Raw genomic sequence first — 26,730 nt, 5'->3', positions numbered from 1 at the left:
TATGAAACGACTCTTATTACTCCTGCTGCTTATCAGCAGCACAACCTTTGCCCAAAAGACCTATCTGCACTGTGGAAAGGTGATAGACACCCGTAACGGAAAAGTGCTGAACGAACAAACGGTAATCGTTGAAGGAAACCGCATCACCGGGGTCAAAAAGGGATATCTGAATGCCGCTGATGCCGACACCGGCATCGACCTGAAAGACAAAACGGTATTACCGGGGCTTATCGATTTTCATGTACATATCGAAGGGGAGACCAATCCGCGGCAGTACCTTGAGACATTCACCCTGAACCAGGCCGATGTGGCATACAACGCTCAGGAGATAGCCCAACGCACGCTCAATGCCGGCTTTACCACCGTAAGGGACCTGGGTGGTTCGGGAGTGAACATCGCACTTCGCGACGCCATCAGCAAAGGAAAAGTGACTGGTCCGCGCATCTATACTGCCGGAAAGGCGATAGGAACCACCGGAGGTCATGCCGATCCGACCAACGGATACCGCGCCGACCTGGCAGGTGATCCGGGACCAAAGGAAGGAGTGATCAACGGCGTGGCCGATGCCCGCAAGGCGGTACGGCAGCGATATAAGAACGGGGCAGACCTGATCAAGATCACCGCAACGGGAGGTGTGCTTAGTGTTGCCAAGAACGGCCAAAACCCTCAATTCACCCTCGAGGAGGTCAAAGCGATCTGCGAGACGGCCGCTGACTACGGTTTTCATGTAGCTGCACATGCCCATGGTGACGAAGGTATGCAGCGGGCGATCAAAGGAGGCGTAAAGACCATAGAACACGGAACCCTGATGAGTGAAGAGACCATGGACCTGATGAAGGAATATGACACTTACCTGGTTCCGACCATGACAGCCGGAAAAGTGGTAACCGAGAACGCAAAAAAAGAAGGATACTTCCCGGAAGTGATCGCTAAGAAAGCTCTGGAGATAGGGCCTAAAATCCAGGCCACTTTTAAAAAGGCTTATGAAAAAGGAGTAGGCATCGCCTTTGGTACCGATGCAGGGGTATTTGAACACGGCACCAACGGCAGGGAATTCGGCTTTATGGTAGAGGCAGGAATGTCTCCGATGGAAGCTATACAGTCGGCAACCACCACCAATGCCATGATCCTGAATGAATCTGAGAATCTGGGGCAGATAGGCGAAGGATTCCTCGCAGACATTATCGCTGTGGAAGAAGACCCCACCGAAAACATACAAACACTGGAAAATGTGGTTTTCGTCATGAAAGACGGACAGGTCATCAAAGAATGATCCTGAATACCAGATCACAAAAAAAGCCTGTTGCTGTTTTTAGCAACAGGCTTTTTTTTTGATATCCCGGCAGCTATCATTTTTCCCGTGATTCGTCTGAGTATGGTATCTTTGCACAAATCAATGATATTTTGAGCGTAGCATCTATTTTACAACGTTACAAGAACGCTCCCCTCCACCAACAACTGCTCAACAGGCTTAAGGAGGAAGGCAAGACCCAAACCAACCTTAAAGGTCTGGCTGGATCATCACTCTCCATGGTGATCGCCAATACCTTCGAAGAAGTTGAAAAGCCGTTTCTGCTTCTTTTCAACGACAAGGAAGAGGCTGCATACCACCTCAATGATCTGGAACAGTTCCTCGGAGAAGACCGGGTGCTGTTCTACCCCGGCAGCTACAGAAGGCCGTACCAGATCGAAGAGACCGATAATGCGAATGTGTTGCTCAGAGCAGAAGTGCTCAATCGCATCAATTCCCGTCGTAAGCCGGCCATAATCGTATCATATCCCGACGCCCTTTTCGAAAAGGTGGTCACCAAACAGGTACTGGAAAAGAACACCCAGAAAATAAAGGTCGGCGATGAGCTTTCGCTCGATTTCCTGAACGAGGTATTGTTCGAATACCGGTTCAGAAGAGTTGATTTTGTAACCGAACCCGGCGAGTTCTCTGTGCGGGGTGGGATCGTTGATGTTTTTTCATTCTCTCACGACGAACCTTATCGTATCGAATTTTTCGGAGATGAAGTCGACAGTATCAGAACCTTCGATGTGGAAACACAGTTATCAAAGGAGCAACATAAAAAGATCAATCTCATACCAAATGTCGAAGACAAGCTCACCCAGGAATCCCGTGTGAGCTTTCTGGAATACATCAAGAACGAGACCGTGGTCTTCGTACAGAACAGGGAGATGTTACTGGCCCGCATTGAATCCCTTTTCCGTAAAGCCGAAACAGCCTTCGGGGAACTGTCAGACACTCTGAAGCATGATGCCCCTGAAGCCTTGTTCTGCCATGGTCCGCAGATGGAACAAGACCTTGAGGCCTTTTCCCTGGTCTATCTCGGAACCGGCACCACTCCGGGCTCGGTGAAAACCGAGATCAGGCACAACACCCTGCCCCAACCTTCTTTCAACAAGCAATTTGAACTGCTCATCAATAACCTGAACGAGAATCATGAGGAGGGCTATACCAATTACCTGTTCTGTGTGAGTGAACAGCAGGCGAAGCGCTTTCACGACATCTTTGAAGATGTGGAACAAGACGTACATTATCAAACCGTGGTGTTCTCGCTATACCAGGGATTTATTGACCGGGACCTAAAAATTGCCTGCTATACCGATCACCAGATATTCGAACGCTACCATAAATTTCACATCAGGAACGGCTACGCTAAAAAGCAGGCGATCACCCTACGGGAACTCAACAACCTGGAGGTGGGCGATTATGTCACCCATATCGATCATGGGATCGGCAAGTTCGGCGGACTACAGAAGATCGAGGTTGAGGGAAAAATTCAGGAGGCTATTAAACTGATCTATGGTGATCGCGATATCCTCTACGTGAGCATTCACTCCCTGCACAAAATATCGAAATATAACGGCAAGGATGGCAAGCCACCCAAGATCTACAAACTGGGATCGGCTGCATGGAAGAACCTGAAGAAAAAGACCAAATCAAGGGTCAAGGAGATCGCCTTCAATCTCATACAGCTCTATGCCAAACGCAGGCTTCAAAAAGGTTTTCAGTATGCTCCCGACAGTTACCTTCAAAATGAACTGGAGGCGTCGTTCATTTACGAAGACACCCCCGATCAAAGCAAGGCTACCGATGATGTAAAGGCAGACATGGAAAAGGAACAGCCCATGGATCGGCTGGTATGTGGTGATGTAGGTTTCGGAAAGACCGAAGTCGCAATCAGGGCAGCCTTTAAAGCCGTAGACAATAACAAACAGGTGGCTGTACTTGTACCCACCACCATTCTGGCTTTCCAGCATTACAAAACCTTCAGCGAGCGACTGAGCGATATGCCGGTCACTATCGAATACCTCAACCGGTTCAGAACCGCCAAGGAAAAAAGAGAAACACTCGAGCGGCTTGCCGAAGGAAAAGTTGACATCATCATTGGCACCCACCAACTGGTGAACAAGAATGTAAAATTCAAAGACCTGGGATTGCTGGTGGTCGATGAAGAACAGAAGTTCGGTGTGGCGGTTAAAGACAAGCTCAAGACCATCAAAGAGAATGTCGATGTGCTTACCCTAACGGCAACACCTATTCCAAGAACCCTGCAGTTCAGCCTGATGGCCGCCAGAGACCTGTCTGTCATTACCACTCCCCCGCCTAACCGCTATCCTATCGAAAGTCATGTGATACGATTCAGTGAAGAAAGCATCAGAGATGCCGTGGTGTATGAGATACAGCGGGGCGGACAAGTATTCTTTATTCACAACCGAATAGAAAACATCAAAGAGGTGGCCGGGATGCTCCAAAGGCTGGTTCCCGATGCCAAGATCGGGATAGGGCACGGACAAATGGACGGCAAAAAACTGGAAAAACTGATGCTGGCCTTTATGAACGGAGAGTTTGATGTACTGGTTTCCACCTCGATTGTGGAAAGCGGACTTGACGTACCCAATGCCAACACTATCTTCATCAACAACGCGAATAATTTCGGACTCTCCGACCTTCACCAGATGCGTGGCAGGGTGGGTCGAAGCAATAAAAAAGCGTTCTGCTATTTTATCACCCCTCCCTATTCAGCCATGACCGAAGAGGCCCGGAAACGCATTCAGGCCCTTGAACAGTTTACCGACCTGGGAAGCGGCTTCAATATCGCTATGAAAGATCTTGAGATCAGGGGTGCCGGAGACCTTCTGGGAGGAGAACAGAGCGGATTTATCAACGAGATAGGTTTTGATACCTACCAGAAGATACTGCAGGAGGCCATAGAAGAGCTTAAAGAGAACGAATTTGCTGAACTGTATGAGACAGACAAAGACCAGAAGGTCTACGTAAAAGACACTCAGCTAGATGCCGATTTCGAACTGCTATTCCCTGATCATTATATCAACTCCATCACCGAGCGACTGAAGCTCTACAATGAACTGAGCAGCATCGATAACGAAGAAGCTCTTCAGGAATACGAAAACAGGCTTACCGATCGCTTTGGTCCGCTGCCTCCAGAAGCGGTCGATCTGCTGAACAGCGTCAGGATCAAATGGATGGCCGCCGACTGCGGACTGGAAAAGATCATATTGAAAAAAGGGAAACTGGTGGGATATTTCGTAGCTGATCAGCAAAGCTCCTTCTACCAGGGAAAAACCTTCAGTCGTGTACTGCAATTTGTCCAGACAAGACCTGATCTTTGCCGCATCAAAGAAAAGCAGACCCGAAACGGACTGCGCTTATTGCTGACTTTCGATAAGATCACCAGTATAGACAAAGCTCTCGAAGTGATGCAGATGGTCACCGGAAAGGTCGGAGTAACGGAAAGTTCCTGATCGGGCAGACGCTACAGCGACTTCAGGTCTTTGATGACACGGAAGGCCTTATCGATCTGAGCTTCCTGTACGATAATGGTGAATTCATTAGTGGTCGAGATCACCTCATTGATACCGATCCCTTCCCATGCAAGTCGCTGGAAAATGAAGTAATATACCCCCGGAACATTGACGTTATCTTCCGGAAGCTTCACACTTATAGAAGACAGGTCGCTCTCCTTGCGGGTGCATTTTTCCTTTTCGAAGATCTTTTCGACCGTTTTATTCATGGTATCACTCACCACTATGTTGATCTCATTCACCCCGCGTGAAGACGTATAGAACACATCCTGGTTATCGATGTGCTTGAGCAATTCGGCCTGCCGGCTCATAATGGTGTCTGAGATCAGGAATGTATAATCGGTAAGCGAGGACCTCACTGTGATTTCCCCAAGATTTTTAAGCACTTTCAGGATCCTGTGTGTACTTCTGAATTCAAGATCGCTCGAAAGCCTTTTTAGTGCCATGACAATAGCACCGTTCCTCACTTCCTTGCCCAGCTTCACTTCAATATCCGGCTTTATCACTCTTGAGAGCGAGGTAAGATTAATAATACCCTGTGAAAGAGCACTCTGAAGAAAAGGTTTCGATTTGATGTAATTCTCTACAACAGAAGAGATGGTTTTCATGGTATCTCAGGATTTTTATCACTTAAAACACAAAAGTATGGTAAATTTCAAACTTAAAGTTACAAATACAACAATTAAAAGTAATAAAATGCATCTTCTATATGCTCGATCTCCAGGGTTTTACCCTTCCCCGACACCGCAATGATATCAAAACGTACCTCTTGTTTGATATCACGTTCGGTGACAAAATGGTGCATAACTTTTACCAGCTGCCTGATCTTGCTGCGCGTGACAGCTTCCTGAGGAAGTCCGTATTTCAACCTTGAGCGTGCCTTCACCTCGATACAAACCAGGCGGTCACCGTCGCGAGCAATGATGTCGGCTTCCGCACGGTCAAATCTGTAATTCCGTTCCAGAACAGTGTACCCCTTTTGAATCACCAGATCACAGGCCAGGGACTCAGCCAGTTTTCCGTATTGGTTGTGAACAGCCATAGATCTTTTAAAAAAGTCTTACCCCAACAGGAAGAAAGTTTATATACTTTTTGAAGGAATTCACAACAAATATAGATGCAATGATCAGAATATTAGTAATTTAACGTTGGAACCATACAAATAATCGACAAATATTATTTACTTTAACTGCCATCTGACCGGCGGTTTGCGGCCGTATATAACTAAGAAATAACTGAAGTCCCTTATACCGATCAACCCAAAGAAGCTGACCTGCCCATGTTTGAGACTACCAACTGTAATCTGAGTTCCCTGGCTCCGTACCAGCAAGCATTAACTATTGACGACCTGGCACATTTTTTCAGACGTACGGGATTTGGAGACAACCATAACAACCTGCAGCAACACCTGGGAAAGAATGCCTCACAGCTCGCTGCCGAAAAAATACAGGAAGCCATCTCAAAGCCACTATTACCAGAACCTGAATGGGCATTCTGGGATAATACCTTTTATCCCGATGACAACGGCGCTCTGAAAAGGGAGCATTACAATGACTTCAGCACCACATACCTGAACCAGCTTATCAGCAATGACCTCAGAGACCGGCTGAGCTTTTTCTGGTTCAATCACTTCGTAACAGAATACAGAGAGTATAACTGTCCGTCTTACCTCTATCAATATTTCAAAACCCTGCAAACCCATTCGCTGGGAAACTTCAAGACTTTTGTACATGAGATCGGTCTTTCACCGGCCATGCTGGTATATCTGAATGGTTTACAGAGCGGGAAAGGCAGACCTAACGAAAATTATGCCCGCGAGCTCTATGAGCTGTTCACCCTGGGAGAAGGAAACGGGTATACCGAAGCAGACATACAGGAAACAGCCAGGGCCCTCACCGGTTATACAGACAGGCAGGAGGGATGCGGAGCGATCGTCTTTAACGAGAACAGCTTTGATACCGGCACCAAGACCATATTCGAACAAACCGGAAACTGGAATTATGACGATGTGATAGATATCCTGTTCGCTCAAAAGGGAGAACTTATTGCCGGGTTTATCTGCGGAAAGCTTTACGAATTCTTTGTGAATCCGACGCAGATACCTGAGATCACCAATGCATTGGCAAACACCATGGTCAGTGCAAACTTTGAACTGGCCCCCGTTTTAGAGCAGTTATTCGCTTCAGCTCATTTCTATGACCCTGAAGCAAGGGGCGTTATCATCAAAAGCCATTACGATATCTTTCTCGGATTCATAAGGGAAACGGGGTTTGCCTACGACGACCTCACCCTGAACGACGGGGCCAATATCTGCAGAATTATCGGGCAGGACTTTTTTAACCCTGTCGATGTGGCCGGCTGGCAGCGGGACAGAAAATGGATCGGACCCAGCACCCTGCTGGGACGTTGGAAAATGCTGGAGTTTTACCTTAACGACCGTTTTGCTGCCGACGAAGAGCAATTCAGAACCTTTGTAGTAGACCTGATGGGCGGATACAGCAATAACGACCCCGACCTGATCAGCCGAACGATCACCGACAGCCTGTTGCCGAAAGGTTTTCACTCTGAAGAAGATTACGGTATCACCTCAGATATATTTAAAAGCATCATACAACCCCAGTACTTCGAAAGCGGCGCATGGAACCTTACCTGGATGGAAGTTCCCTCACAGGTGTTCATGTTGTTGCAACACCTGATCAAACAACCAGAATTTCAACTTAAATAAGCGGCTATGTGTATTTCCGATTTCACCCCTGACAATAACAGGCAGAAACATGATGAAGAGCATGAAAAATGGAGCCGGAGAGCCTTTTTACAAGCCCTCGGACTGGCAGGATCAGGCTCTATGCTATTGGGAGGAAATGCGCTCTCTGCCTCTCGACCTTCTCCACTGACTGCCGCTTTGAATACTTCAGAAAACGATAAGATATTAGTCCTTATAAGACTGAACGGCGGGAATGACGGGCTCAACACCATTGTTCCGGTCTACGATTTTGACCGATATGCCCAGTTCCGACCAAAGATCCATATTCCCTTCAACAACCTGCTGCGATTGAATGATGATTTCTATATGCCCGATTTCATGGAAGGCCTGCAGCCGTTATGGGGTGAAGGGGGCATGAAGGTCGTACACGGGGTCGGTTATGAGAATCACAATCTTTCTCATTTCAGTTCCTCAGATATCTTCGCCTCTACCGATACGAACAATGATACCCAGACCGGGTGGTTCGGCAGGTATTTTGACAATCACGGAGATTTCAGCAATTACCTGTTAAATCCGCCGCCCGACCCTGCAGCGATACAAGTTGGAAATATCGGGAACCTGATCTTTCAGGGTGACGATGTCAATTATGCCTTTACCATCAATAATGTCACGGAGCTTGAGCGTATCGCAGAGGAAGGTGTGGTACACAGCCTGACCGATCTGATACCCGATTGTACTTACGAAGATCAACTGTATTTTCTGCGTGGTTCCATAAATACTACCTATGAATATTCCGGTACTATTTTCAATGCTTTCCAGCCGGCGAACAATGCTGTGGAATATCCCCAGGGATCACTCGCAAGGCAGCTCGCAACTGTTGCCAGACTCATAAAGGGCGGACTGGGAACCAAGATATACATGGTCAGTATTTCAGGTTTTGACACTCATTCTGCGCAACCGGAGCGTCATAAGGCGCTTCTTACTGAACTGTCTGATTCCGTAAAATCCTTCTACCAGGACCTGGCTGCCACCGGGATGGAGAAACGTGCTTTGAGCATGACCTTTTCTGAATTCGGAAGAAGGGTATTCGAAAATGGCTCTTATGGTACCGATCACGGTACAGCCGCACCGGTTATGCTCTTCGGACCCGGAATAGAAGGTCAGGGCTTTATCGGGGAGCATCCGGCGCTCGATCAACTCATTCGGGGCGGGAACATGCAGCACACCGTCGACTTCAGAGACGTTTACGCCTCTGTAATGGCAGAGTGGCTCTGCATCGATCGCAACCTGGTCTCAACAGCCCTTTTAGGACGGCCTTCCACCCTACTCGGACTGGGACTTCCCTGCTCCACCGATGATAATACCATTATTGAAAGTGGTGAAGTTCCGTCGGAAGACGATCTGGCCGAAGAACCCCTTCCACAGGAAGATGGGATCACTTTCGAGCATTTCCCTTCCTACGGACCTGATAAAGCTGTATATATCAATTATACAGTACCGCAGGCAGCACACCTGGTGGTACGCTTATTCAATATACTGGGGCAAAATATCGGAACCCTTAGAAATGAGATGGTCACAGAAGGAAGGCATAAGTTGGACCTGCAACAGGCGACCGGTGCCCAACTGAGCCGCGGACAGTATATCTACAGCATTTCGATGGGAGGTAAGATCTACAGCAAATCGGTGGTGATCTCTTAGATTTTCCTGAGGAAGAACCCTGTAAAACTTCGAAGCTTTCCCGTTAGCAGTTCTGCCCGTAAATTGTGTATTTTTGTGGCTTAATCGATAAGCATAATGTCAAAAGAAAGCACGCAGAACCATCAACGTTATACCATCACTGCTGCCCTGCCATACACCAACGGGCCCATACACATAGGACACCTGGCCGGGGTTTATGTGCCGGCAGATATCTACGCAAGATACCTCAGACTAAAAGGTCATGATGTCGCCTTTATATGCGGAAGTGACGAACACGGGGTCGCCATTCCGATGAAGGCTAAAAAAGAAGGGGTCACCCCCATGCAGATCATCGACAAATACCATTCCCTGATAAAGGATTCCTTTGAGCGTTTTGGTATCGCTTTCGACAATTATTCACGCACCTCAGCTCCGGTTCATCATAAGACCGCTTCAGACTTCTTCACCAAACTGCATGGTCAGGATGATTTTATTGAAGAGGTTACCGAGCAGTTATATGACGAAGAAGCCCATCAATTCCTGGCAGACCGTTTTGTTACAGGTACCTGTCCGCGATGCGGCAATCCCGAGGCTTACGGTGATCAGTGCGAAAGCTGCGGAAGCTCGCTGAACGCCACCGATCTTATCGATCCGAAATCGACCATTACCGGCAGCAAGCCCGTACTCAGAGAAACCAGACACTGGTTTTTACCGCTTGACCGTTACCAGGACTTCCTGAAAGAATGGATACTGGTTGGCCATAAGGCAGACTGGAAACCCAATGTGTACGGACAAGTTAAAAGCTGGATCGATGAGGGATTGAAACCCAGGGCGGTTACCCGTGACCTTGACTGGGGGATTCCCGTTCCGGTGAAAGGCGGAGAAGGCAAGGTTTTATATGTATGGTTCGATGCTCCTATCGGTTATATCTCCTCTACCAAAGAATGGGCAGAGAGAGAAGGAAAAGACTGGGAGCCGTACTGGAAAGATAAAGACACCAAACTTGTTCATTTCATAGGAAAAGACAATATCGTTTTTCACTGTGTGATATTCCCGGTCATGCTTCATGCCCATGGCGACTATGTGCTGCCTGAGAATGTACCGGCCAACGAATTTCTGAATCTTGAAGGACAAAAGCTTTCAACTTCCAAGAACTGGGCGGTATGGCTGCATGAATACCTGGAAGATTTCCCCGGGCGTGAAGACGTACTTCGGTACACTCTCACTGCAAATGCCCCGGAGACAAAAGACAACGATTTCACCTGGAAGGATTTTCAGGCCAGGAACAACAACGAGCTGGTAGCCATCTTCGGAAACTTCGTGAACCGCGTGATGGTACTGACTCAGAAATACTATGACGGGAAGGTTCCCGAAGCCGGTTCCCTGCAGGAGATCGACAGGCAAACCCTGGAAGAGGTGCAAAAGGCACCCGCCCTGATCGGAAAGGCCATAGAAAATTATCGCTTCAGAGAGGCCAGTCAGCAACTGATGAACCTTGCCCGCCTCGGAAACAAATACCTGGCCGATGAAGAGCCTTGGAAACAGATCAAAACCGATCCTGAAAGGGTACAAAGCATTATGTATGTCGCCATTCAGATTACTGCCGCACTTGCCGTGGTCAGCGAACCCCTGCTCCCTTTTACCTCAGCCAAACTGAAAGCCATGCTCAGTCCGGAAAAGGAATTCACTCCCGACTGGAAGGCTGTTACTGAGGCAGAAGCCCTGATCCCATCAGGTACTGTGCTCGGAAAAGCTGAATTGCTCTTCAGTAAGATAGAAGACAAAGACGTTAGTGAACAACTCGAAAAACTGGAAAACACCAAAAAGATGAACGAAGCTGCGAACAAAACCGCTGAACCTCAAAAAGAAACCTCCACCTTTGATGATTTCACTAAAATGGACCTGCGGGTAGGCACGATCATCGAAGCCGAAAAAATGCCCAAGGCCGATAAGCTACTGGTTTTAAAGGTTGATACGGGAATAGACACCCGCACGGTGGTTTCAGGTATCGCGAAGAGCTTCAAACCCGAAGACATCATCGGAAAACAGGTTACCGTTCTGGTGAATCTGGCACCCCGCAAACTCAGAGGTGTCGAAAGCCAGGGAATGATCCTGATGACCGAAAACAAGGAGGGTAAACTGGTATTCGTAAATCCTGACGAAGCCGGAGTTACCAATGGGACCATCATCAGTTAAAAAATATCCAATCCTATTTTAAAAGGTATGACTACCCTCACCTTTTCAAGGAAGGTAGTCGACCTGCTTTTTGAATGGCATAAGTGGCTGTGATTTCGTTATAACCTCAGAAAATAAGCAGATGGTTATAATTGAATTTCGTGCGACTCCTTATCCTTTGATAGAGGAAGATTATTTCTGAAAAAGCAATATCATAGCGTAAAATCACGTACCCGGCAATATAATAATACAAGCTCCTTCCCCTGGTCAGGGGAAGGTGGTTTTGCCAAAGGCAAAAGCGGAAGGGGTCGTTAACATCGTGTCTGTACCAAAAAACATCCCACTTCCGGATGGGCCGTCGTAATAAATAACCCTTTCAGATCAGTAAACCGGATTACAGTTTTTCCTCTTTTATAACCGCCCTTAAACGGCTATCTTCGCGTAACCATCGCGGAAACTCAGCTTTATCTATGCTCAAGATCGCTTACCATCCCATCTACAAGCATCCCCTACCCGAGGGTCACCGCTTTCCCATGATCAAGTACGAACTCCTGCCAAAGCAGTTGATTCATGAGGGAACCTGTGAGGAAGAGAATTTTTTTGAACCTGAACCCGCTGAAAGTGAACAAATACTCAGGGCTCACCACCGTGACTATTTTGAGCGTCTTACCAGGCTGGAACTGAAACCCAGCGAAGTACGCAAAACGGGATTTCCCCTATCTGCCGAACTAGTGGAGAGAGAGATCACCATAGCCGGTGGAACCATCAAAGGAACCGAGTACGCCAGAGATCATGGTATTGCCATGAACATTGCCGGTGGCACCCATCATGCATACCGCGGGCACGGAGAAGCCTTCTGCCTGCTCAACGACCAGGCGATCGCAGCCTATGAGCTGTTGGAAAAGCAACAGGCGAAAAAGATCCTTATCATCGATCTCGATGTACACCAGGGTAATGGAACGGCAGAAATATTTGCAGGGGAGGAAAGAGTTTTCACCTTTTCCATGCACGGAAAGAACAACTACCCCTTCCGCAAGGAAAAAAGCGATCTCGACATCCCCCTGGAAGACGGAACAGATGACGGGACTTATCTCAGGATCCTGGAGAACCATCTGGGCCAACTCATAGAGAAGGTCAAACCCGGTTTCATCTTCTATCTTTGCGGAGTTGACGTGATCACAGGAGACAAACTGGGAAAACTGGGACTCAGCCTGCAAGGATGTAAAGAGCGGGATGCCATGGTACTGAACAGTTGTCTCAGCCATGGCATACCCGTTCAGTGTAGCATGGGAGGCGGTTATTCTCCTGAGATCAAGACGATCGTCGAGGCCCATGCCAATACCTTCAGGCTTGCCCGCGAACTATATTTCTAAAAACACAAGTATGACCCTTATACAATTTATCACCAAACAGGTCAATGCCCCTGAAAAGGCTGTGTCGAATACGGTCGACCTGCTCAATGCAGACAGCACCATTCCCTTCATCGCGAGATACCGAAAGGAAGCAACCGGAAATCTCGATGAAGTGGCCATCACTGAGATCGAAAAGCTCAAGAAGTCCTATGAAGAAATCGAAAAGCGAAAAACAACGATCATACAGGCCATCAAAGAGCAGGACGCTCTTGACCCTGAACTGAAGAAACAGATTGAAGCCTGTTACGACCTGAACGAACTCGAAGACCTTTACCTTCCGTATAAAAAGACCCGGAAAACCAGGGCCGACAAGGCCAGGGAATCAGGACTGGAGCCCCTGGCGAAGATGATCATGGCCCAGAACACACCCGACCCGGAAGCGGCGGCTTTGCGGTTTATTAACGACGAGTTGAACAGTGTGGAAGAGGCACTTCAGGGAGCCCGTGACATCATCGCTCAATGGATCAACGAACGAATCGCCATCAGGAATGACCTACGCAAGATCTACGAAAGACATGCCCTGCTGACCACCAGGGTAATCAGTTCGAAAAAAGACAGTGAAGAAGCTGCCCGTTTCAGGGATTATTTCGACTGGTCTGAACCCCTGAACCGCTGTCCGTCTCACCGGCTGCTGGCCATCTTAAGAGCTGAAAAGGAAGGTGTGATCAGACTATCTGTAAAGATCGATACGGATCAGGCCCTTGAAAAGATTGAAAGGCGGGTGATTCGCGCTCAACACGGTGGAGCCGATGAAGTTCGTAAAGCTGCCGAAGATGCATGGAAGCGACTTCTGGAGCCTGCGCTCTCGAAAGAAGCCCTCAACCAGGCAAGGGAAAAAGCAGAGGAAACCGCTATTGCTGTTTTTGCCAAAAACCTGGAACAGTTACTTCTGGGAGCCCCGCTGGGCGAAAAGCGCATCCTGGCCATCGATCCGGGTTACCGAAGCGGTTGTAAAGTGGTCTGCCTGGATGAAAATGGACAATTACTCCATAACGAAAATATTTATCCGCACCCTCCTCAAAAGGAAAGCACCATGGCGATGAAAAAGATCAGCTCCCTGGTGAACTCATATAAGATCGAAGCCATCGCCATCGGTAACGGTACCGCTTCAAGGGAAACCGAACAACTGGTGAAACGCATTCGCTTCGACCGGGACCTGCAGGTATTCGTGGTCAATGAAGCAGGGGCCTCTGTATACTCAGCCTCTTCGGTGGCCCGGGAAGAATTTCCGAATTACGATGTCACCGTAAGGGGCGCCGTATCCATAGGACGAAGGCTGGCCGATCCGCTGGCCGAGCTCGTTAAGATAGATCCGAAATCGATCGGGGTCGGACAATATCAGCATGATGTGGATCAGAATAAACTAAAAGAAGAACTGAACCGGGTGGTCGGAAGCTGCGTAAACAAAGTCGGGGTGAACCTCAACACAGCGAGTAAACCCTTGCTGAGCTATGTATCAGGGATCGGAGAAAAGCTGGCAGAAAATATCATCGCATGGCGAAGTGAAAACGGAGGTTTTGAAAACCGGAAGCAACTTCTCGAGGTTCCGAGACTTGGAGGCAAGGCATTCGAACAGGCTGCAGGGTTTCTGCGCATCAAAGACGGTGAGAATCCGCTCGACGATTCAGGAGTACACCCCGAATCGTATCCGGTGGTACAGAAGATACTGAAAGATCTGGGTGTCAGCATCAGGGAGCTCATCGGAAACCGAAAGCTGGTGGCTCAGATAGAACCTGCGAAATATGTCGATGATAAAACAGGAATGCTTACCCTGAAAGACATCCTGGCTGAGCTCGAAAAACCAGGCCTCGACCCCCGGGAGAAAGCCGAAGTATTCGAATTTGACAAAAATGTAAGAACCATTGATGATCTGTATCCCGGGCAGGAGTTGCCGGGCATTGTAAACAACATCACCAATTTCGGATGCTTTGTTGACATAGGGATCAAACAAAGCGGACTGGTTCACGTATCTAACATGGCCGACCGCTATATCAGCGATGTCAATGAGATCGTTCATTTGCACCAGCATATCAGGGTGAAAGTGCTCGACATCGATAAGGAGCGAAATCGCATACAGCTGTCTATGAAACTTGACGCATGATAAAGAATCCCGTTCTTTATCACGAATTCATTAACTTTAACTGAAAAGGAAATATCATATGTTATCCAAAAAAATAGAGAAAGCACTTAATGACCAGGTTCGGGTTGAGGCAGAATCCTCCCAGATATACCTGGCAATGGCCTGCTGGGCAGAGGTAAAAGGACTTGAAGGCGTTGCCCGCTTCATGTTCGACCAGTCAGATGAAGAAAGAGAACACATGTTGAAATTGATCAAATTCATCAACGAACGCGGAGGTCATGCCCAGATATCGGCCCTTAAAGCACCGAATGTCACCTTCAACTCCTTCCAGGAAATGTTCCAGATGCTGCACGATCATGAAGTACTGGTATCAGAAAGCATCAATGAACTGGTTCACCAGTCTCTGCAGGAGAAAGATTATGCCACACATAATTTCCTGCAATGGTATGTGGCTGAACAGATCGAAGAAGAAGCCATGGCCAAGTCCATACTGGATAAGATCAATCTCATCGGTGACGATAAGGGCGGACTCTACCTTTTCGACCGGGACATTCAGCAGCTTACGGTAACCAGCTCGGCTTCCTCTTCTGCTGTTTAGGATGTTAAATTTTATTTAGATTAATTATAAATAGCATATCTTTGTTTTCTCGAAACTCAAAAACCATCTAAGGTTGGGAAAGAAGAAAAAGGAAAAGAAGGATAAAAAAGACAAGAAGGCGAAGAAAGATAAAGTTCTTACCTACAAGTCCAAATGCTGCAATAAGTATAAAAAATCAGAATCGAAGCGTTGCAAAAGATGCCCCTGCTTCGACCTGATCAAAAAAACTGCTGCCTGAAAGGCGATCTTAAAGAGATCGCCTTTTTTATTGCGGCTTCCCGCCCAACATCAGGAGGTCGTGACAATTCACCTCGGTAATGTACTTTTTCACGCCTTCCTTATCGAGATAACTCCGGGAAGACAACTTCCCTTCAATTGCCACCTCGTTACCCTTCCGAAGATATTTTTCAATGATCTCAGCCAGGCGGCCCCAGGCCACCACATTGTGCCACTGCGTATCTTTTACCAGGTCACCCGCACTGTTGCGGTAACTGTCGTTGGTAGCCACAGAAATACGGGCCAGTTTCTTGCCGCTTTCCAATTCGATGATCTCGGGATCGTTGCCCAGGTTGCCGATCAGTTGCACTTTGTTTCTTAATGCATTCATAATTACAAGTTTTAAAAATTAATGTTCCTTGAATAATTCGTAAATTGGATTTACCCTGAATTCTGATCTCAAGATCTGAAGGTACCCCCGGCCCATTCGGTTGATACATGGTTACTTTCGTTTATAATCGATTATAATCATTTGTAATCGTTTAAAAATTATCTGTATCATTGTAGTAATATTCTCATATTTATGGAAGTTATAAACCAGATCGAGCTGCGAAATCTGCAGGTCGAGGATTACCTGGAGTTGAAAGATTCGATGATCGAAGCTTACAGGGAGCTGAAGGAAATGTATTGGAGGAAGCATGAGATCGAGCGGTTGCTTTCCATATTCCGTCAGGGACAGTTCGTGATCCTGGCAGATGGAAAGGTCGTTGGAGCCGCCTTATCGCTGCTCATAAACGCAGACGATATCGATGACAACCATACTTACGAAGAAATCACCGGAAACGATACATTTTCCACTCATGACCCAAAGGGTAACATACTCTATGGGATCGATGTGTTCATACACCCTGCCTACAGGGGTCTGAGACTTGGCAGACGACTCTACGACAAACGCAAGGAACTCTGTGAACAGATGAACCTCAGAGGGATTGTATTTGCGGGACGCATTCCTAACTACGGCAAATATGCTGAAGAACTGAGTCCGAAGGAATACATCGAAAAAGTGCGTATGAAAGAGTTGTTCGATCCGGTTCTCGCCTTTCAGCTCAGCAATGATTTTCACGTTAAAAAGGTGATGAAGAATTACCTTGAAGGAGATACCAGTTCCCAGGACTTCGCCGTCCTGATGGAGTGGAACAACATCTACTACGAACCCAGCAGAAAACTCATCAATTCCCGTAAGTCGGTAGTCAGGCTTGGCCTGATACAATGGCAGATGAGGCCCCTGAAAAACCTGGAAGACCTGTATGAGCAGGCTGAGTTCTTTATCGATGCGGTAAGCGGTTATGAAAGTGATTTTGCGCTGTTCCCGGAACTGTTCATCGCACCCCTAATGGCCGATTTCAATTATCTCAACGAAGCCGATGCCATCAGGGAGCTGGCGGGTTATACCGATACCATCAAAAAGAAGTTCCAGGAATTCGCTATTTCCTACAATATCAACATTATCACGGGAAGTATGCCGTATATCGATGAAAATGGGAAATTGTTAAATGTTGGTTTTCTTTGCAGAAGAGATGGCTCCTCAGAGATCTATACCAAGATCCATATCACCCCCAACGAGATAGCTCACTGGGGTATGAGCGGCGGAGACACTATTCAGACCTTTGACACTGACTGCGGAAGGATCGGAATCATGATCTGTTATGATGTGGAATTCCCAGAACTACCCCGACTGATGGCTGAAGAAGGTATGCAATTACTATTTGTTCCCTTTCTTACCGATACCCAGAACGGATATACCCGGGTAAAACACTGTGCCCAGGCCCGAGCCATTGAAAATGAATGTTATGTGGCCATTGCAGGCTGCGTGGGAAACCTCCCGCGGGTCAACAATATGGATATACAGTTCGCCCAGGCGGCTGTTTTTACTCCGGCCGACTTTGCCTTTCCCACTAATGGTGTAAAGGCGGAAGCTACCCCCAATACAGAAATGACGCTGATCGTAGATGTCGACCTGGACCTGCTGAAGGAATTACATGAACACGGAAGTGTGAAAACGCTGAAAGACCGTAGAAAAGACCTCTATGACGTGATCAAAAAAACCTGAGAATCTATTAACTCCCCAACCTATATATTATAATGATTATCAATTTGAAAGACGAAGTCTGGAAAGACTTAAGGCGTCCGGAATGGCGCGAGAACGAACATTACAGAATCTCCAATTTCGGCAGGGTTATAAGCTTCAAGCATAAACCCGAAGGCCAGCTGCTGGACCCGGGCAAAGTAGGCGGATACAGCGTGGTTACAGCCATCAAGAAGAACAAGAAGAACGACCTGGTCTACATTCACCGTGCGGTTGCCGAATTATTCCTGGAGAAAAAGGAAGAAAAACGTTTTGTGATACATCGTGATTTTGACAAGCTAAACAATCATGCCGATAACCTGGCATGGGCCAACCGTTCAGAACTGACAAAACACAACAGTAAAAACCCAAGGGTGATCGAGGCCAAGGAACGCAAAAAAACCCATCGCAGTTATTCCAAGCTTACCGAAGCCAAGGTCAGACTGATTAAAAGAAAGATCAATGATCCGAACCGAAGAACCCGTATGAAGATGATCGCCAAACAATTCGGAATCTCTGAAATGCAGCTTTACCGGATCAAATCAGGTGAGAACTGGGGGAGCGTGAAGCCATGACGACAAACCGGATTCCAAACCGAAAAAAACTTTCAGGCCTCACCACCTGAATGAATATAATACCCGGCCTTCGGGCCGGGTTCACCAACCATACCGAAACATAAAGACCTTTACTACTATGAAAACAAGCTTTTATGTATTCCTTACCCTGTTGTTTTTTGCAACGGGAACCAACGAGCTGCGGTCACAGCAGGACCCGGAATCACTGCCTGAATTCAAACAGCTGAAATGGCGTAATATCGGACCCTTCCGCGGAGGGCGAAGTGTCGCCTGCACCGGGGTGCCTTCAGATCCCCTTACCTATTATATGGGAACCACGGGAGGTGGGGTTTGGAAAACAACCGACGCCGGGATCACCTGGAAGAACATCTCAGATGGATTTTTCAAAACCGGAACCGTCGGTGCCCTCGCCGTCGCTCCTTCCGACCCGAATGTGATCTATGTCGGCATGGGAGAACATGCAGCAAGAGGAGTGATGACCTCAACCGGTGACGGTGTCTATCGTTCTACCGATGCCGGTAAAACGTGGACTCATATCGGCATCGACAACAGCAGGCATATCTCAGATGTGATCATCCATCCTGAAAACCCTGATATCGTTTACGTGGCAGTGCAGGGCGCACAATACGGACCTTCTGAAGAAAGAGGAGTTTACCGCAGCCGTGACGGAGGGAAGAACTGGGAAAAACTTCTTTACACCCATGACAGAACAGGGGCTTCTTCTCTGGAGATGGATCCCGCCAACCCGAGAATACTCTATGCCAGTCTCTGGGAACACCGACGATATCCGTGGGTTATGGAATCGGGGGGTGAACATTCGGGACTTTATAAAAGTACCGATGGAGGAGACAGCTGGGAACCCATGACTGAGGGTCTTCCCGAAACGATGGGCAAATCTGCCATCACCGTCTCAGGAGCCGACAGCGAAAGGCTGTGGGCCGTCATTGAGGCAGAGGGCAAAAAAGGAGGGGTCTATCGGTCTGATAACGCCGGAAAAAGCTGGCAACAGGTAAACAACGACCGTATCAATATCGCCCGAAGCTGGTATTATATGGAGATCTTCGCTGACCCGGCCGACCTCAACACGGTATATGTACTCAATGCCCCCATGCTGAAATCGATCGACGGTGGAAGAAGCTTCACTCCTGTAAGCACCCCGCATGGCGACAACCATGACCTCTGGATCAATCCTCTTGACACCAAATACATGATCAATGCCAACGACGGAGGTGCTAACGTATCGCTCAACGGAGGCCGTAGCTGGTCTACACAGGAAAACCAACCCACCGCACAGTTTTACCGGGTATCAGCAGACAACCAGGTACCTTATATGGTCTATGGCGGACAACAGGACAACAGTGCTATCGCTATTATGAGCCGCACCAACGATAACGGGATCGACTGGAAAGACTGGTTCTCAGTAGCAGGTTGCGAAAGCGCTTACCTGGCTTTTGACCCGAACGATCCCGAAGTGGTCTATGGAGGTTGCTACCAGGGAATCATAGACGCATGGAACCGCATCTCTAAAGAAAGTAAACAGATCAAGGCCTACCCCGAACTCTCCCTGGGTAATGAACCGGGAGAAATGAAATTCCGTTTCAACTGGAACGCTCCTATCATCTTTTCCCAACACCAGCCAAATACGGTCTATCATGCGGGGAATGTGATCCTCAAAACCACCGATGGAGGCATCAGCTGGGAAGCCATCAGCGGTGACCTGACTAAAAATGAAGCCGATAAACAGGGGCCCGGCGGCAGACCCTTCACCAACGAAGCTGCCGGAGGAGAGAATTACAACACCATCATGTACCTGGCCGAATCACCACAACAGGCCGGTGTACTATGGGCCGGAACCGACGACGGACTGCTGCACCGCACTGATGATGAAGGAAAAAACTGGACCGATGTTACGCCGGGAGATGTGAAAGACGGGATTATCAACAGTATAGAGATATCACCCCACAATCCCGAAACGGTATATATCACCGTAATGCGATACAAGCAAAACGACCTTAAACCCTATATCTATAAAACCACCAATAACGGAAAGTCGTGGAAGCTTATAACCGAAGGTATTGAGGGGATGCACACTTTTGTAAGGGTGGTACGTGAAGACCCGGTAAGCGAAGGCTTGCTCTACGCCGGTACCGAAACAGGAATGTATGTATCGGTGAACGGCGGTAAAACCTGGAAGCCCTTCCAGCTCAATCTTCCGGTAGTACCTATAAACGATCTGACCATCAGGCAGAATGACCTGATCGCCGCAACGGCAGGACGATCCTTCTGGATTCTTGATGACCTTTCTCCCCTGCAGCAATCCATGCTGGAAAAGCCGGAACAATTGACCATTTATAGTCCGAAAGAAACCTATCTCTTTGTCGGAGGCAGACAAAATGATCTCAGCAACAATGTGGGGCAGAATCCGGAATCGGGAGTCACTTTTGATTATTTTATTCCTGAAACCAAAGACAGTATCGAGCTGAAACTCGAAGTGATCAACGATCAGGGCAATATCATCAGAACCATCGGTAGCAAAGCACCCGAAGCCTTCGCGTCATGGCCCGGCGGACCTTCCAAACCTGCTGTACTGCCTGCTGAACCCGGATTTAACCGATTCACCTGGGATTTCAGAAAATCCACGCTTCCTGCAGTAGAAAAAGTTTTTGTTTACGGAGACTACCGGGGTAATTACGTGATTCCGGGAACCTACGAGTTACGACTCATAACTGAAAGCGATACGGTAAGTACCCCGGTCACTATCAGGCCCAACCCGAACATCAAAGCCTCGATGGAAGATTATCGCGAACAGGAACGCTTTACAGACGAGATCGATTCATTGATCACCGAAATTCATGAAACGGTCAACGGGATGCGAACTACCAGGGAGCAACTGGAAAACTACAGCAAGCTTATGCAGGATAAAGATGGCTGGGAAGACCTCCGAAAGCAGGCCGACACACTCATAAGCGCTATCGATGCCTGGGAGCGTGAACTCATACAACCCGAGCAGAAGACCTTTCAGGATGTGATCAACTTTAACAATCAGCTCAATGCCGAGCTAATGTACCTGAAGAACTATACCGGCAGTGCAGATCCGAAACTCACTCAGGGCGCCCGCCTTCGGTTGGACGATCTCCTTCTGAATTGGAAAGAACAGCAGCAACGCTATGATGAAATTGTCAATAAAGGGTTCGAGACCTTCAATCGCATGTATCGTGAAAAAGGGGTGCCTGCAATTATCATGTCTGAGAAACCATAATTGTTCGCATCATGGAAAAGACATGTCTTGAGTGTGGAGAAAAAGTAATAGGACGTTCCGACAAGAAATTCTGTTCTGATTATTGTCGGAACGCCTATAACAATAAACTGAACAAAGACACGAAGAACCTTATAAGAAACGTAAATAACCGCCTGCGGAAGAATTACCGTATTCTTGATCAGATCAATCCGGGTGATAAGGTAAAAACCACTCGTAAACGCCTGCTTGATGAGGGTTTTGATTTTGACCACCTGACCAGTGTATATACCACAAAAAAAGGCAGCACCTATTATTTCATCTATGATCTTGGTTACCTGCCTTTGGAAAATGATTTTATAATGATCGTACGCCGGGAGCGTTAATGACCCCAGTTCTGACTGTTGAGTTTCAGCGCCGCACATACGATGTCTTTCCGGCTGATCTGTCCGACCAGTCGACCGTCTTCCATTACCGGAAGTCGTCGCCTGTTACCTTTATAGAATTGTGAGGCCGCATCAAAGATGTCCTTGTCATGCTCGATGGTCTCCACTTCTGTGCTCATGAATTTTTTGACGCTTTTATCCAGAATCGGCATATTGAAATACCGGCTTTCAGATATCTGCTTCATACAATCTGCTTCTGAAATAATACCTACCAGGTGACCGTCATCATCACAAACCGGACCCCCTGAAATTCTGTGCTTTATGAACAACTCCATGACCTCCAGCACAGACTGCTCAGGTTTGAAGACTACGAGGTTTTTGGTCATATAGTCTTCTACCAGCACAGGCGCATTAAATTCCTTTTTTATCTCTTCTCTTTCTCCTTGAAAACTCTTGATCCCCATAATGTTCGTTTTTAGTGTTGCTCCTTTATAAATATACAGAATATTGGAAAACTAAAATAAATAATTCTCAGCGGAACTGTTAATTTTCTGCTTTTTCGTAAGTTTAAACCAAACTCCTGACATGAAAAGAATTGCGGCGGCAGCCACCCTGTTACTACTGATTTTAGCCGTGATCTGGCGCTTCCAGAAACTTACTCCGAATCCCGACGACCCTTCAGTGCAAATCCCTGCCGAAAGCTTTTCAAATACGCGTGCCTTTGACCACGTCAGAGCCATGTCTGTAGCTCCTCATTATGTAGGCTCGCGGGCTCATGATTCTGTTCGCAATTATATTATAGGGGAACTCAAAGCAATGGGGTTGCAGGTCGAAACCCAGGAGGGTTACACGGCCGGAGATTGGGGAAGCCTCAGTAAGGCTGTAAATATCATCGCCACTATTGAAGGAAGCGATGACAGCCGGGAAGAGGCGCTGGTTTTAATGAGTCATTACGACAGTCAGCCCCACTCTTCACACGGAGCCGGTGATGCTGCCAGCGGTGTAGCTGTTATTCTGGAAGGCATCAGGGCCTACCTCGCCCAGGGAAACATCCCTGAAAATGATGTGATCATCCTGATTACCGATGCCGAGGAGCTCGGACTGAACGGTGCTGAATTGTTTGTCAAGAAGCATGAGCTCAGACAAAAAGCTGCACTTGTGCTGAATTTCGAGGCCCGGGGTAGCGGTGGACCCGGATATATGCTCATAGAAACGAATGGAGGAAATGCAAAACTGATCGAATCATTCTCTGACGCCAACCCCACCCACCCGGTGGCAAATTCTCTGGCTTACAGCATTTATAAACTCTTACCAAACGATACAGACCTGACCGTATTTCGCGAAGACGGAAATATCGATGGTTTCAACTTTGCCTTTATTGACGATCATTTTGATTATCATACGGCCCTGGACCGCGTCGAAAGGCTCGATCCCGCTACGCTTCAGCACCAGGCATCCTATCTGATGCCTCTGCTGTATTATTTTGCCCAGGCCGATCTGGGAAACCTGTCATCTTCCGGGGATCATGTCTACTTTGACTTTCCGTTTTACAGGCTGGTATTTTTTCCCTTCTCATGGATATGGCCGATGATCCTGGGTCTTTTCATTGTTTTTCTCTCTGTTACCATATACGGGTTCAGCAGCAATAAACTAATTCTGAAAGATATCGGAAAAGGAAGTCTCCCATTGCTGATCTCTTTAACGGTCGTTGGTATTACAGGATACCTCCTGTGGCCTCTGCTGCTGTGGCTCTACCCCGGATACCGTGATATGCTGCACGGATTCACCTATAATGGTCATGACTATATCGCCTTCATAGCAGCCTTCGCACTGGCTATCTGTTTCTATACCTATGCACGGTTCAGAAAGATCCCGGCACCCGCACTACTGTTCTTTCCCCTCTTGCTATGGTTTGCACTATGCATCATCCTGGCGGTATATTTACCGGGAGCAGGCTTCTTTGTTATACCGGCACTGGGTACGGTGGCAGCCTATTTTATCTATTTGCGACAGGAGAAACCCAGCCTGTTCCTGATGCTCTTTCTGGCGCTTCCTGCAATTTGGATTCTGGGCCCCTTCGTAAAAATGTTCCCGATAGGCCTCGGACTTAAAATATTGGTGGCTAGCGGCATTTTCACAGTGCTGATCTTTTCGCTCTGTTTGCCGCTATTGTTAAGATACAGGTGGAAGAAAACGCTCGCATTTCTTTTCGCGATAGTTGCGGCCTTCAGTTTTATCAGCGCCCATTTTGATGCTGCCTTCACCCCCGAGAGACCCCGACCCACCAGCCTTGTCTACCTGCATGACGCCGACAGTAATGAATCGATCTGGGCCACCTATAATAAAGAACCGGACGAATGGGTCAAAGGTTTCATCCCCACCAAAAACAACAAGCCCGATGAGGGTCAGAACTTCAGCAGCAAATACGGTAGCAGTTTCACTTTTACAGCTCCGGCAACATCCATATCCCTGATGCCACCGGATATCAGCATCAAAAAAGACACCCTTATTTCAGGGCTGAGACACCTTGAGCTTTGTGTGGTACCTCACCGGGATGTGAACCGGCTGGAAGTTCTGGCCCCCGGACTTCAGATACATTCGCTAAGAACTAACGGCGTTGCATATGATGAGGGTTATCTGCATCAGCGCAGGGAGCGCCTGTTTACCCATTTTATCACACAGAACGATTATACCACTATAGAAATGGTCATTGACCCGGAAGCCGAAGCAGAACTGATCTTTTATGAAAGCTCCTATGACCTGTTACGGCATGAGGATCTTTCCGTACCGGAAAGACCCGGGAACAGCATTCCCATGCCCTTCGTTCTCAATGATGCTATCATCGTTAAAAAGAAAATATCGCTATGAGTCAAAGAACCATAGGCATACTTGGCTGCGGCTGGCTCGGCCTTCCGCTGGCAGAACATCTTAACAGGAAGGGGTACAGGGTGAAAGGCACCACTACCTCCGAACATAAACTTCCCCTTTTGCGGTCGGCCGGTGCAGAACCTTTTCAGCTACGGCTTCATCCGAAAGGACCTGTCGGGGATATTCACGCTTTTCTCAACCATGTTGAATTTCTTGTTATCGCAGTTCCTCCCGGACTTCGCAGTGATCCGCAAAAAGACCATGTCGCTGAGATCGGCTCTCTTTTGAATAGTTTACAGGAAGCTGCCAGCCTGAGGAAGCTCATTTACATTTCCAGCACCTCTGTCTTTCCTGACCGGGAGATGACTTTTGATGAAGCTTCCAGTCCGGAACCCGACTCTGATTCGGGAAGACAACTGGCCGAAATTGAAAAACTGGTTACAGGGCTTCAGCAAATAAGAGGCACAGTTTTGAGATTCGGGGGGCTGTTTGGAGGGGATCGTCACCCGGTTAAATTCCTTTCCGGTAAACAGGGGCTCGCCTCCCCGCATGCTCCGGTCAACCTAATCGATCGTCAGGATTGTATCGGGTTGATTACTTCCCTGATTGAGTCAGAAAAGTCCGTCTCTGTCTGTCATGGCGTGTCTCCTTACCATCCTGAAAAATCGTCTTATTATGGTGAGATAGCTGCCCGGAACGGGCTCTTACCCCCCGAATTTGATCAGAATGATCAGAGAGGCGGCAAACGCATCTCCTCAGCCAATACATGCGATGCGCTGCAATACCGTTTTTTAAATGAAAAGCTGGACTGGATAATGCCTGAGAACCAAAAGCTTTAAGACTTATTTTAACCTTTAATTGAATAAATTTAATAGATTTGGCCTCAGCCCGGGCCAGACCGATCTCGCCCGGCAGAATGAGAATAAGAACCAGATTATTTATACCATGAAAAAAATCGCATTTGCCCTGGCCGGAATGGTTTCCCTGACGGCTGCAGCTCAGTCTGACGCGAGTATTAAAAATCATTACGAATCGTTTTATCAGCAAATGAAATCACAGGGAGATATCAGGGGAGCCATTGACGGCCTCACCCACCTCCTTGTGTTGGAGCCTACCCAGGCAAGAAAAGACACCCTGGCTTACTATTACCTGAATGCCAATATGCATAACCAGGCGATTAATGTGCTGGGAGCGGAAAAAGACACCGATGCCTCAGATCTGGCGGTCGAGGTAAAGGCTATAGCATTGAAATCACTGAATCAGCCACAACTGGCCGTACAGCAATTCGATATTCTTTTCAGCAGACAACCCGACGTATTCAAGGCTTACGAACTGGTCGACCTCAATCTGCAGATAGGAAAGATCGCAGAAGCTGAGACCTATATCAAATACGGACTTGAAAACGCTAAGGATGATGAAATGCTGCCTTTTTACGAGGCCAAACCTCCTTACCAGGTACCTATCAAGGCCGCCTTTAAATACCAGGAAGGACTGCTAAAATACAACCAGGATAAAACTAACTTTGACCAGGCCATCTCTCTCATCGATGAGGCGATAGTGATGGCTCCTAATTTTGCTCTCGCAAAAAGGATCAAAGAACTTCTTCTCAAGCAAAAGGAAGCTGCCCAGCAACCTGCCACCGGGGAAGACGGAGGGAAGTAGTGAGGAACTGACTATAACTTTGTCAAACTGCCTCATAGTATCGGCGCTGTCGAAGTAAGAAATTTACAAAGTCAAATAGCGTCTTCGTGATACTGTGATACAATAATGAATTAACAAGGATCACATCCAAAAATATTTAAAAAGCAGCCCGGTGGGCTGCTTTTTTATTTCATAGTAATTAGAT

Annotated in this window: 19 protein-coding genes; 15 read left to right on the top strand and 4 right to left on the bottom strand. The window is 47.6% G+C overall.

Features of this window, described 5'->3' with window-relative positions; genetic code table 11:
- The first annotated feature begins 1 nt into the window (after position 1).
- Entirely contained in the window at positions 2–1,273 is a 1,272-nt protein-coding gene (locus tag K7R10_RS12800; protein WP_224485116.1) for a metal-dependent hydrolase family protein, read from the top strand.
- 185 nt (positions 1,274–1,458) lie between these two features.
- On the top strand, positions 1,459–4,773 hold the full coding sequence (gene mfd / locus K7R10_RS12795; RefSeq protein WP_370631317.1) for a transcription-repair coupling factor: 3,315 nt from the start codon (positions 1,459–1,461) through the stop codon (positions 4,771–4,773).
- Positions 4,774–4,784: 11 nt separating this feature from the next.
- Here the strand turns inward: mfd and K7R10_RS12790 are convergent, their stop codons facing one another.
- Both K7R10_RS12790 and K7R10_RS12785 read right to left on the bottom strand, forming a co-directional pair.
- Complete coding sequence (locus tag K7R10_RS12790; protein WP_224485114.1) at positions 4,785–5,441, bottom strand: aspartate kinase; 657 nt, start codon at positions 5,439–5,441, stop codon at positions 4,785–4,787.
- A 74-nt stretch (positions 5,442–5,515) separates the two neighbouring features.
- On the bottom strand, positions 5,516–5,875 hold the full coding sequence (locus tag K7R10_RS12785) for a YraN family protein (protein WP_224485113.1): 360 nt from the start codon (positions 5,873–5,875) through the stop codon (positions 5,516–5,518).
- A gap of 237 nt (positions 5,876–6,112) precedes the next feature.
- Between K7R10_RS12785 and K7R10_RS12780 the strand changes: the two genes are divergently transcribed.
- The 6 genes from K7R10_RS12780 (at position 6,113) to K7R10_RS12755 (ending at position 15,479) form a co-directional block, all read left to right on the top strand.
- Positions 6,113–7,558: a DUF1800 domain-containing protein gene (locus tag K7R10_RS12780; RefSeq protein ID WP_224485112.1), complete on the top strand. Its 1,446-nt coding sequence runs from the start codon at positions 6,113–6,115 to the stop codon at positions 7,556–7,558.
- A gap of 6 nt (positions 7,559–7,564) precedes the next feature.
- Positions 7,565–9,235 carry a DUF1501 domain-containing protein gene (locus K7R10_RS12775; protein WP_224485111.1) on the top strand — a complete coding sequence of 557 codons (1,671 nt, stop codon included), beginning with the start codon at positions 7,565–7,567 and terminating at the stop codon, positions 9,233–9,235.
- A gap of 96 nt (positions 9,236–9,331) precedes the next feature.
- Positions 9,332–11,410: a methionine--tRNA ligase gene (gene metG / locus K7R10_RS12770; protein WP_224485110.1), complete on the top strand. Its 2,079-nt coding sequence runs from the start codon at positions 9,332–9,334 to the stop codon at positions 11,408–11,410.
- Positions 11,411–11,859: 449 nt separating this feature from the next.
- On the top strand, positions 11,860–12,762 hold the full coding sequence (locus K7R10_RS12765) for a histone deacetylase family protein (protein ID WP_224485109.1): 903 nt from the start codon (positions 11,860–11,862) through the stop codon (positions 12,760–12,762).
- A gap of 10 nt (positions 12,763–12,772) precedes the next feature.
- Positions 12,773–14,902 carry a Tex family protein gene (locus tag K7R10_RS12760; RefSeq protein WP_224485108.1) on the top strand — a complete coding sequence of 710 codons (2,130 nt, stop codon included), beginning with the start codon at positions 12,773–12,775 and terminating at the stop codon, positions 14,900–14,902.
- Between the two features lie 58 nt (positions 14,903–14,960).
- Positions 14,961–15,479 (top strand): ferritin, encoded by a 519-nt coding sequence (locus K7R10_RS12755; protein ID WP_224485107.1) that lies wholly within the window; start codon positions 14,961–14,963, stop codon positions 15,477–15,479.
- A gap of 265 nt (positions 15,480–15,744) precedes the next feature.
- On the opposite strand, the gene K7R10_RS12750 is transcribed toward K7R10_RS12755, so the two are convergent.
- Complete coding sequence (locus K7R10_RS12750; RefSeq protein ID WP_224485106.1) at positions 15,745–16,086, bottom strand: single-stranded DNA-binding protein; 342 nt, start codon at positions 16,084–16,086, stop codon at positions 15,745–15,747.
- A 192-nt stretch (positions 16,087–16,278) separates the two neighbouring features.
- Here K7R10_RS12750 and K7R10_RS12745 point away from each other — a divergent pair, with 192 nt between their 5' ends.
- From K7R10_RS12745 to K7R10_RS12730, 4 genes are all read left to right on the top strand, one after another.
- A complete protein-coding gene (locus K7R10_RS12745) occupies positions 16,279–17,805 on the top strand; it encodes a bifunctional GNAT family N-acetyltransferase/carbon-nitrogen hydrolase family protein (protein WP_224485105.1) in 1,527 nt (508 codons plus the stop codon).
- A gap of 44 nt (positions 17,806–17,849) precedes the next feature.
- Positions 17,850–18,395: an NUMOD4 domain-containing protein gene (locus K7R10_RS12740; RefSeq protein ID WP_370631313.1), complete on the top strand. Its 546-nt coding sequence runs from the start codon at positions 17,850–17,852 to the stop codon at positions 18,393–18,395.
- A 118-nt stretch (positions 18,396–18,513) separates the two neighbouring features.
- Positions 18,514–21,654: a VPS10 domain-containing protein gene (locus K7R10_RS12735; RefSeq protein ID WP_224485103.1), complete on the top strand. Its 3,141-nt coding sequence runs from the start codon at positions 18,514–18,516 to the stop codon at positions 21,652–21,654.
- A gap of 11 nt (positions 21,655–21,665) precedes the next feature.
- On the top strand, positions 21,666–22,016 hold the full coding sequence (locus tag K7R10_RS12730; protein WP_224485102.1) for a hypothetical protein: 351 nt from the start codon (positions 21,666–21,668) through the stop codon (positions 22,014–22,016).
- Here the strand turns inward: K7R10_RS12730 and K7R10_RS12725 are convergent.
- Positions 22,013–22,480, bottom strand: coding sequence for a CBS domain-containing protein (locus K7R10_RS12725; RefSeq protein ID WP_224485101.1), 468 nt, complete (start codon positions 22,478–22,480; stop codon positions 22,013–22,015). The genes K7R10_RS12730 and K7R10_RS12725 overlap by 4 nt on opposite strands.
- A gap of 121 nt (positions 22,481–22,601) precedes the next feature.
- On the opposite strand from K7R10_RS12725, the gene K7R10_RS12720 reads away from it, so the two are divergent.
- The 3 genes from K7R10_RS12720 to K7R10_RS12710 all read left to right on the top strand — a co-directional run bounded on the left by K7R10_RS12720 (position 22,602) and on the right by K7R10_RS12710 (position 26,546).
- Positions 22,602–24,884 carry a M28 family peptidase gene (locus tag K7R10_RS12720; RefSeq protein ID WP_224485100.1) on the top strand — a complete coding sequence of 761 codons (2,283 nt, stop codon included), beginning with the start codon at positions 22,602–22,604 and terminating at the stop codon, positions 24,882–24,884.
- The gene (locus tag K7R10_RS12715) at positions 24,881–25,723 is read left to right on the top strand and encodes a Rossmann-fold NAD(P)-binding domain-containing protein (RefSeq protein ID WP_224485099.1); all 843 of its coding nucleotides are present in this window, start codon (positions 24,881–24,883) and stop codon (positions 25,721–25,723) included. Before K7R10_RS12720 ends, K7R10_RS12715 begins: the two co-directional genes overlap by 4 nt.
- Before the next feature lie 106 nt (positions 25,724–25,829).
- Positions 25,830–26,546: a tetratricopeptide repeat protein gene (locus tag K7R10_RS12710; RefSeq protein ID WP_224485098.1), complete on the top strand. Its 717-nt coding sequence runs from the start codon at positions 25,830–25,832 to the stop codon at positions 26,544–26,546.
- Positions 26,547–26,730 lie beyond the last annotated feature (184 nt).

This window comes from Robertkochia aurantiaca, from assembly GCF_020166495.1.
GTDB lineage: Bacteria > Bacteroidota > Bacteroidia > Flavobacteriales > Flavobacteriaceae > Robertkochia > Robertkochia aurantiaca.
Note: the sequence above shows the minus strand (reverse complement) of the source record. Positions and strands in the feature narration are given on the sequence as shown.

Excerpts from the sequence above, each read along its gene's own strand:
- K7R10_RS12800 (WP_224485116.1), top strand. The coding sequence starts at position 2 with ATGAAACGACTCTTATTACTCCTGCTGCTTATCAGCAGCACAACCTTT.
- K7R10_RS12790 (WP_224485114.1), bottom strand. The coding sequence starts at position 5,441 with ATGAAAACCATCTCTTCTGTTGTAGAGAATTACATCAAATCGAAACCT.
- K7R10_RS12785 (WP_224485113.1), bottom strand. The coding sequence starts at position 5,875 with ATGGCTGTTCACAACCAATACGGAAAACTGGCTGAGTCCCTGGCCTGT.
- K7R10_RS12780 (WP_224485112.1), top strand. The coding sequence starts at position 6,113 with ATGTTTGAGACTACCAACTGTAATCTGAGTTCCCTGGCTCCGTACCAG.
- K7R10_RS12775 (WP_224485111.1), top strand. The coding sequence starts at position 7,565 with ATGTGTATTTCCGATTTCACCCCTGACAATAACAGGCAGAAACATGAT.
- metG (WP_224485110.1), top strand. The coding sequence starts at position 9,332 with ATGTCAAAAGAAAGCACGCAGAACCATCAACGTTATACCATCACTGCT.
- K7R10_RS12765 (WP_224485109.1), top strand. The coding sequence starts at position 11,860 with ATGCTCAAGATCGCTTACCATCCCATCTACAAGCATCCCCTACCCGAG.
- K7R10_RS12760 (WP_224485108.1), top strand. The coding sequence starts at position 12,773 with ATGACCCTTATACAATTTATCACCAAACAGGTCAATGCCCCTGAAAAG.
- K7R10_RS12755 (WP_224485107.1), top strand. The coding sequence starts at position 14,961 with ATGTTATCCAAAAAAATAGAGAAAGCACTTAATGACCAGGTTCGGGTT.
- K7R10_RS12750 (WP_224485106.1), bottom strand. The coding sequence starts at position 16,086 with ATGAATGCATTAAGAAACAAAGTGCAACTGATCGGCAACCTGGGCAAC.
- K7R10_RS12745 (WP_224485105.1), top strand. The coding sequence starts at position 16,279 with ATGGAAGTTATAAACCAGATCGAGCTGCGAAATCTGCAGGTCGAGGAT.
- K7R10_RS12735 (WP_224485103.1), top strand. The coding sequence starts at position 18,514 with ATGAAAACAAGCTTTTATGTATTCCTTACCCTGTTGTTTTTTGCAACG.
- K7R10_RS12730 (WP_224485102.1), top strand. The coding sequence starts at position 21,666 with ATGGAAAAGACATGTCTTGAGTGTGGAGAAAAAGTAATAGGACGTTCC.
- K7R10_RS12725 (WP_224485101.1), bottom strand. The coding sequence starts at position 22,480 with ATGGGGATCAAGAGTTTTCAAGGAGAAAGAGAAGAGATAAAAAAGGAA.
- K7R10_RS12720 (WP_224485100.1), top strand. The coding sequence starts at position 22,602 with ATGAAAAGAATTGCGGCGGCAGCCACCCTGTTACTACTGATTTTAGCC.
- K7R10_RS12715 (WP_224485099.1), top strand. The coding sequence starts at position 24,881 with ATGAGTCAAAGAACCATAGGCATACTTGGCTGCGGCTGGCTCGGCCTT.
- K7R10_RS12710 (WP_224485098.1), top strand. The coding sequence starts at position 25,830 with ATGAAAAAAATCGCATTTGCCCTGGCCGGAATGGTTTCCCTGACGGCT.